This is a genomic window from Microcystis sp. Msp_OC_L_20101000_S702, from assembly GCF_007095705.1.
Lineage (GTDB): Bacteria > Cyanobacteriota > Cyanobacteriia > Cyanobacteriales > Microcystaceae > Microcystis > Microcystis ichthyoblabe_A.
The window spans coordinates 1-6,292 of record NZ_SFBO01000128.1 but is presented as its reverse complement, the minus strand read 5'-3'; the positions used below and the strand labels follow the sequence as shown (position 1 = coordinate 6,292).

Below are 6,292 nucleotides of genomic sequence, written 5' to 3'. Positions count from 1 at the left end.
CCAAGGGTGGTTCATCACTCCATAAATCCGTGGGGGGACAGGTAACTTCTGGTAAAATGTCGAGAGTTGTCATAGTTTTTCCCCTGGCTGGGACATTGATCTAATTATAACAGCTATGAGTCAGTAGTAGTACAGGGTGAGAGCATCTCAAATGCTATTGACAATTGGCCAATTTTGTGATCCGCGTGGGCATTTCAAGTGGTACCAGTCAATCAGAATAGCTACGAAATCGACCCATTTGGTCGATTTTTGCTTAACAATTGAGATAGCCAATTCTGATCAAATATGCCTGAATCGCTCTCTGGGTAAGTAACTCACATCAAGTCCCTTTTGTCAAGGATTGTTAAGATGCGCTTACCCTGGGTCAAGTAGGATTAGTTGGAAAATCGCCAGTCAAGGAAAAACCCGATAATTCAACCTATTCCCTCGGATCAAAATCCGGCAGCGTCCCCAGCTTGCGAATGGTCACTTTAACATCCATAGACAAAAAGTCATCGGCATCACCAAACCAAGAACCGGAAAGAGGTATGATTTGACCGGGATGACGAGCGATCGCCACTCGAATTAAATCAAAGCCGGCGGTAATTTGATTAGTCGGATCATAATTACGCCAACCGGCCCCCGGTAGATAAACCTGTAACCAAGCATGGGTAGCACCAGAGCCAGTCATCCCCACTTCACCACCGTCGAGGGCAGCATCGTAGAGATAGCCACTGACAAAACGACAGGCTAAACCCAATCTTCGCAAAGCTTCGATCATCAACCAAGCATAATCGCGACAAGTTCCCGACTTTAGCCGCAGGGTTTCTCCGGGGGATTGAGTTCCTTCACTCTCCCTGGATTGGTAGGTAAAATTATCTTTGATAGCCGCCATCATTCTTGCCATGGCATCGAGGGTATCATCTTGGTTCCCCGCTACAAAACTTTTGGCCCAAGCTGCCAGGCTGCCGTCGGCATCCTCGGCGTGGGGACGCATAAACGCCACTAGATCTAACCATTCATCGGGGGTGTACTGGATGGGAATTTCGATCGCCCGTTGAGCGAGGGGAAAATCAGCGATCGCTTTTAAGCCAAAATGTTCCGCCCGTAATCGACAGGTAACGATTAATTCTGACGCTGGTTCAGCAAATTCAATCCCTACCACGTTGTTAGATAGAGTATCCATAGTCCAGCGCGTTTTGGCGGCAATATTCGCTTCTACAGAATAACTGATAATTCTTTCACCGTGACCGGCACTAGGCAAAAAAATCGCCCGATGTTCCCCAAAAGTTACCGGTTTACGATAATGATAGGTGGTGATGTGTTCCAAGTCGTAGATGACACTCATCCTGATTATCCTTAATAAAGTAGCTGGTTATAATTAAATTGAAGATGGTTCCCCCCTTGATCCCCCCTTAATCCCCCCTTAATAAGGGGGGTATCTGACAATTTTTAACACCCACCCACTTAATCACTGACAACTGATAACCGATAACTGATAACTGATAACTGATAACTGATAACTGAAATGACCTCTGACCCGTTCCTCGATCAAGCTTGGAATACCGAAGACCTAGAACAAGCGCTTCGAGGTGTCGGCACTATTCAAGAAGAACTCAACTATAATCAGGCACGCAATTCTCTGAGCAAACTTGTTGAGCGTCTGGATCTTACCTCGATCGAGAAAATTGGTCTAGAAGCGGAGATCGATCACCTAGTGGCCTTGCTAGAAAAACTCGATCGCTCCCTGATTCAAATTGCCGCTTTTGGTCTGGTGGGCCGGGGAAAATCCTCGATTTTAAATGCTCTGGTCGGTCAAGAAATCTTTACAACCGGTCCTCTACACGGAGTTACCCGCACCATTAAAGGGGTAAATTGGCAGTTGAGCAGCGATGATACTTTCCCCAATCTAGCGCGTCTGACCCTGAACGGCCAGGGTAATGCTCAGGTGCAATTGCTTGATACTCCCGGTATTGATGAGGTAGATGGGCAAACGAGGGAAATTCTCGCCTGTCAGGTGGCGCAGCAGGTGGATTTAATCCTTTTTATCATCTCCGGTGATATGACCAAAGTGGAATTTTCCGCCCTGGCCAAGTTGCGGGAAGCGGGAAAACCGATGATTTTGGTCTTTAATAAAATCGATCAGTATCCGGAAGTCGATCGCCTCGCTATCTATGAGAAAATCGCCTCAGAACGGGTGAAAGAACTACTCTCCCCCGATGAGATCGTTATGGTGGCGGCCTCTCCCCTCTTGGCGGAGACGGTTAAAGGGCAGGATGGGCGGCTTAAAACGCAACGATTTCGGGGAAACCCCCAGATAGAAGCCCTGAAACTCAAAATTTTGGAAATTCTAGAGCGAGAGGGTAAATCGCTGGTAGCCCTCAATTCTATGCTGTATGCGGACGAGGTAAACGAGCAAATTGTCGCCCGCAAAATGGCTATCCGTGATCGCGGCGCCAATCAATTGATTCAAAAAGCAGTGATGATCAAAGCATCGGCGATCGCTCTCAATCCGGTGACGGTGTTGGATTTGTTTACGGGAGCAGTTATCGATCTGGCCATGATTCTCGCTCTTTCTCGCTTATACGGCATCGATTTAACTCGTCGGGGGGCGATCGCTCTTTTACAAAAAATTGCCCTCAATATGGGGGGTATTAGTGCCAGCGAATTTTTAGCGGTTTTGGGCTTAAGTTCCCTCAAAGGACTGCTTGGCCTCTCGATTCCTGCCACTGGCGGCATTTCTCTCCTTCCCTATACTTCGATCGCCCTGACTCAAGCGGGGGTTGCCGGTGTATCCTGTTACGCGATCGGCCAAGTGACGAAAACCTATCTCGCTAATGGGGCCACCTGGGGACCCGATGGCCCGAAGGCAGTGGTAGCCAGTATTCTCGATTCCCTCGACGAAACCTCGATTCTCAACCGGATTAAGCGGGAATTAGGCTCAAAATTGGCGGGTGGGGGACTTTTCAGTGATCAGTAAACAGTAATCAGTAATCAGTGAACTGAAGGCAACAGGCAATAGGCTCCCAGAAAGAATCTGGCAATTCTCCTACCTAAAAAGAAGGTTAGAAACTGAGTAAATTAAAGCTTTTAGCTTAACAAATTTGGTATTAGATTCAGCCCTTGTGAACTGAAAATTCAAATCTGACCACTGATAACTGATAACTGATCACTGATAACTGATCACTGACTCGATCAATCCAAGAAATGCTTACTATGGACGATCGCCGCTATAGTAACTACTGCTCCTTGAATTTGATAGATCAGACGGTAGGCATAGGCAGACTTTTCTCGGATGGTATCATCGCTAAATTCGGCGCATTTTTTCGCTTCTAGGGGACAATTTTCTAAAGAATAGCTTATATCAAGAATTCGACGCACGACGGCCGCCGCGTAGGACGGGGAATCTCGACTAATATAAGATGCGATCGCATCCACGTCTTCAATTGCTTTGGGCGACCAGACAAGGCGATAATTCACTCGATCAGCCATTTGTTTAAAAGACCCTCAACTTCTTCTTGGGGGATTGTATTCTCTAGAGAAGCAGCGCTCAAACTTTGACGCACCTTCTCCAGAACGTATAAATGATACTGAATATCTTCAATTGAACAATCATCTGGTAATTGATTCAAGAGGGATTCCACTTTTTGTCTAATGCTATTCATACAAGTTTGACCGAAGTTTTTAAGGAAAAGTATAAATTTAAATTATCTATCAACTATAATCTATAGCAGTTATCTTAATAGTGAGGTACGAAGTATCTGGTTTTAGGGAACAGGGAACGGTTAACAGTAGCCAGTCGCCAAGAGATAATGCCAAATTTCTTTATACTTCATCTTTAAGAGAAACGCTATATCATAGATAGAAAACTAATAGTCACGCATCCTATCTTATGCCATAGTCCCCAGAAAAGCGAGAAAAAGTTAAGAATAGATAAGGTGATTATCTCGCTTTTGTAACATTGGGGCGGGTATTCTGTTAAGAATACTTAATAATTCTCCTATCTGCTCAATCCCCGCAACTTTTAGGGATTATTGACCAATAAGCATCGAGCGGCCACAAGACCCCCCCCCAATCGCAGCAATTTTTTGTTACATTAGTTTACAGTTCCCTCAACGCCCCAATGGGTTATTAATTTTAATGTCTTCTTCGGTTCCTTCGTCGGATTTTATACCCTTAATCGGTCAAGAAACAGAAATCTTTAACTGGGCAAAATCCCATTATCGTAATCATACCTTTGCCAAAGATGAAAAAGTCGCCACACGCCCCGGACTGTTATACTTTGTCGAATCTGGGGCGATTCGTATTGTTGGTAAGGCACAAGTTAACGTTATCGACCAAAAATTTCCCCGTCAACTACCTATTGCTGATAGTGAGGAAGTATTTCTCGGTTTTGTGGGTGCAGGTCAACCTTTTGAGATTGTTTCTCAATTTCCCTTTCAATTACAAGCCCAAGCTCATCTAGACGGAACCAAGTTAGTCTGGTTATACTGGGAAGACCTACAACAATGGCCGCAATTGCGATCGGCTGTTATGGAAACTTTTCGCCATCAATACCAGCGTAAGTTATTTTGGTTGAGTATTCTCGGTCAAAAACGCTCCCTCGATCGATTAATGGGGTTCTTGGTTTTATTACTGGAAGAATACGGTCAACCCTGTGTAGAAGGCTATTATCTCCCCTATCCCCTAACTCACGCTCAAATTGCCAGTGCCATCGGCACTACCAGAGTAACAGTAACAAGATTAATCGGTAAATTGCGACAACAAAATTCGATCTTTTTTAAGCAGGATAATCTTATCGGATTGCCCAGTTTATTTTTGAGTCATAATTAATTTTTCTGCGGTGTTGCTGACTCACGCTATGAATGCTAACTGTGCATCCTATCCAAAAGTTAAGTAGGTAGGCGTTAAAAATCATCAGATACCCCCCTTATTAAGGGGGGATTAAGGGGGGATCAGCACCCCCCTTATCAAGGGGGGAAGGGGGGATCAAACCTAAAATCCATTTTTAATTTAATTATAACCAGCTACTTAGTTTGGCTCCAGGTTTTAAAAACCCCACACAAGCAGATTCCTATCACAAATCAGCAACCCCAGAAATCTATTATGACCGCACAAACCCCGCTATTGCTCTCCGTTCTCTACGAGGAAGATTTTGTTCTCTGGACAGAAAAAACCGCCGAACTTTTAAAGCAAAAAGAGTTTGACAGGGTGGACTGGGAAAATCTGATCGAGGAAGTAGAGTGCATGGGAAAAAGCGAGCGCCAAGCTGTCGAAAGTTTATTAACTCAACTATTAATCCATCTTTTAAAACTGAGTTATTGGACAACGGAAAGAGAACGAAATGCGCGTCATTGGCTAGGAGAGATAGCCACTTTTCGAGTGCAACTGAAAAAAAAGATCAAAACCCCAACGCTAAAAAATCATGCCATTAATTCCTTTGGGGAGGCCTATTCAGACGCAAGACAAACCCTAATTGATGGGAGAATTGTCGATAAAAATATAATTCCCCTAGAGTCTATATTCACTCTCGAACAAGTATTAGACGGAGATTGGTTCCCCATCGATATCTCACCTTTTTTTACGGAAAGTTGAGAGCCACTGATACTTAAATAGTTAGATGTTAAAAACTGTCAAAAACCCCCCTTATTAAGGGGGAATTTATCTTCAATTTAATTATAACTAGCGACTTAGTTCGAGGTTATCTCAAAATAATCTGGAGGACGAGCTTTTCCCTCATGTCTGACGTTTATCTAATTGCTGGCCCCAATGGTTCCGGGAAAACCACCGTCGCTAAAAAAATTTTACCCAACTTTTTAGGCGTTATCGAGTACGTTAACGCCGATGAAATTGCCGCCGGACTCTCACCTTTTAATCCTGAGTCGGTTGCTATCCAAGCAGGACGGTTGATGTTAGAAAGACTGATAACACTGAAGTGCCAAGGAATAGATTTTGCCTTTGAAAGCACCCTGGCATCCCGACATTTTGCCCGTTTTTTGAGAGACTGTCAAAGTTCTGGCTATAGGCTCAATCTTATTTATTTTTGGCTACAAAGTCCACAATTAGCTTTAGAGAGAGTTCACAAAAGGGTAGCCAGTGGCGGTCATAATATTCCTGAAGATGTGGTTCGTCGTCGTTATGAGCGGGGACGTAATAACCTCATGCAGTTGTATTTACCTTTATGCGATACTTGGATTATACTTTAGACGTTCATAATCTGAGATTTATTAAACTTCTGAAATCGTAGAGTCAGCAAGGAATCCAGTTCTTTTTTATGTTTCAGATGGGCATCATTCAGACATTCATAAATAGC

Annotated in this window: 6 protein-coding genes and 3 pseudogenes; 4 read left to right on the top strand and 5 right to left on the bottom strand. The window is 44.1% G+C overall.

The features are described 5' to 3' along the window. A pseudogene (locus EWV60_RS13720) lies at nucleotides 1-73 on the bottom strand (Uma2 family endonuclease); the annotation flags it as partial. A 345-nt stretch (nucleotides 74-418) separates the two neighbouring features. Beyond that, the gene (locus EWV60_RS13715) at nucleotides 419-1,327 is read right to left on the bottom strand and encodes a transglutaminase family protein (protein ID WP_287232817.1); all 909 of its coding nucleotides are present in this window, start codon (nucleotides 1,325-1,327) and stop codon (nucleotides 419-421) included. 180 nt (nucleotides 1,328-1,507) lie between these two features. Between EWV60_RS13715 and EWV60_RS13710 the strand changes: the two genes are divergently transcribed. Then, nucleotides 1,508-2,959, top strand: coding sequence for a GTP-binding protein (locus EWV60_RS13710; protein ID WP_287232815.1), 1,452 nt, complete (start codon nucleotides 1,508-1,510; stop codon nucleotides 2,957-2,959). A gap of 215 nt (nucleotides 2,960-3,174) precedes the next feature. Here the strand turns inward: EWV60_RS13710 and EWV60_RS13705 are convergent, their stop codons facing one another. After that, nucleotides 3,175-3,471 (bottom strand): type II toxin-antitoxin system RelE/ParE family toxin, encoded by a 297-nt coding sequence (locus tag EWV60_RS13705; RefSeq protein ID WP_287232813.1) that lies wholly within the window; start codon nucleotides 3,469-3,471, stop codon nucleotides 3,175-3,177. Further along, nucleotides 3,456-3,644: a hypothetical protein gene (locus EWV60_RS13700; RefSeq protein ID WP_002752772.1), complete on the bottom strand. Its 189-nt coding sequence runs from the start codon at nucleotides 3,642-3,644 to the stop codon at nucleotides 3,456-3,458. Before EWV60_RS13700 ends, EWV60_RS13705 begins: the two co-directional genes overlap by 16 nt. Before the next feature lie 475 nt (nucleotides 3,645-4,119). On the opposite strand from EWV60_RS13700, the gene EWV60_RS13695 reads away from it, so the two are divergent. From EWV60_RS13695 to EWV60_RS13685, 3 genes and pseudogenes are all read left to right on the top strand, one after another. Then, complete coding sequence (locus EWV60_RS13695) at nucleotides 4,120-4,812, top strand: Crp/Fnr family transcriptional regulator (protein ID WP_002778985.1); 693 nt, start codon at nucleotides 4,120-4,122, stop codon at nucleotides 4,810-4,812. Nucleotides 4,813-5,085: 273 nt separating this feature from the next. Further along, nucleotides 5,086-5,574, top strand: coding sequence for a DUF29 domain-containing protein (locus EWV60_RS13690; protein WP_103111106.1), 489 nt, complete (start codon nucleotides 5,086-5,088; stop codon nucleotides 5,572-5,574). Nucleotides 5,575-5,717: 143 nt separating this feature from the next. After that, nucleotides 5,718-6,179, top strand: a pseudogene (locus EWV60_RS13685) (ATPase); the annotation flags it as partial. A gap of 2 nt (nucleotides 6,180-6,181) precedes the next feature. Here EWV60_RS13685 and EWV60_RS13680 read toward each other — a convergent pair. Next, nucleotides 6,182-6,292 (bottom strand): annotated as a pseudogene (locus EWV60_RS13680) (IS630 family transposase); the annotation flags it as partial.

What these genes read in the sequence shown, in the direction of transcription:
- EWV60_RS13715 (WP_287232817.1), bottom strand. Translation starts at nt 1,327, where the DNA reads ATGAGTGTCATCTACGACTTGGAACACATCACCACCTATCATTATCGT.
- EWV60_RS13710 (WP_287232815.1), top strand. Translation starts at nt 1,508, where the DNA reads ATGACCTCTGACCCGTTCCTCGATCAAGCTTGGAATACCGAAGACCTA.
- EWV60_RS13705 (WP_287232813.1), bottom strand. Translation starts at nt 3,471, where the DNA reads ATGGCTGATCGAGTGAATTATCGCCTTGTCTGGTCGCCCAAAGCAATT.
- EWV60_RS13700 (WP_002752772.1), bottom strand. Translation starts at nt 3,644, where the DNA reads ATGAATAGCATTAGACAAAAAGTGGAATCCCTCTTGAATCAATTACCA.
- EWV60_RS13695 (WP_002778985.1), top strand. Translation starts at nt 4,120, where the DNA reads ATGTCTTCTTCGGTTCCTTCGTCGGATTTTATACCCTTAATCGGTCAA.
- EWV60_RS13690 (WP_103111106.1), top strand. Translation starts at nt 5,086, where the DNA reads ATGACCGCACAAACCCCGCTATTGCTCTCCGTTCTCTACGAGGAAGAT.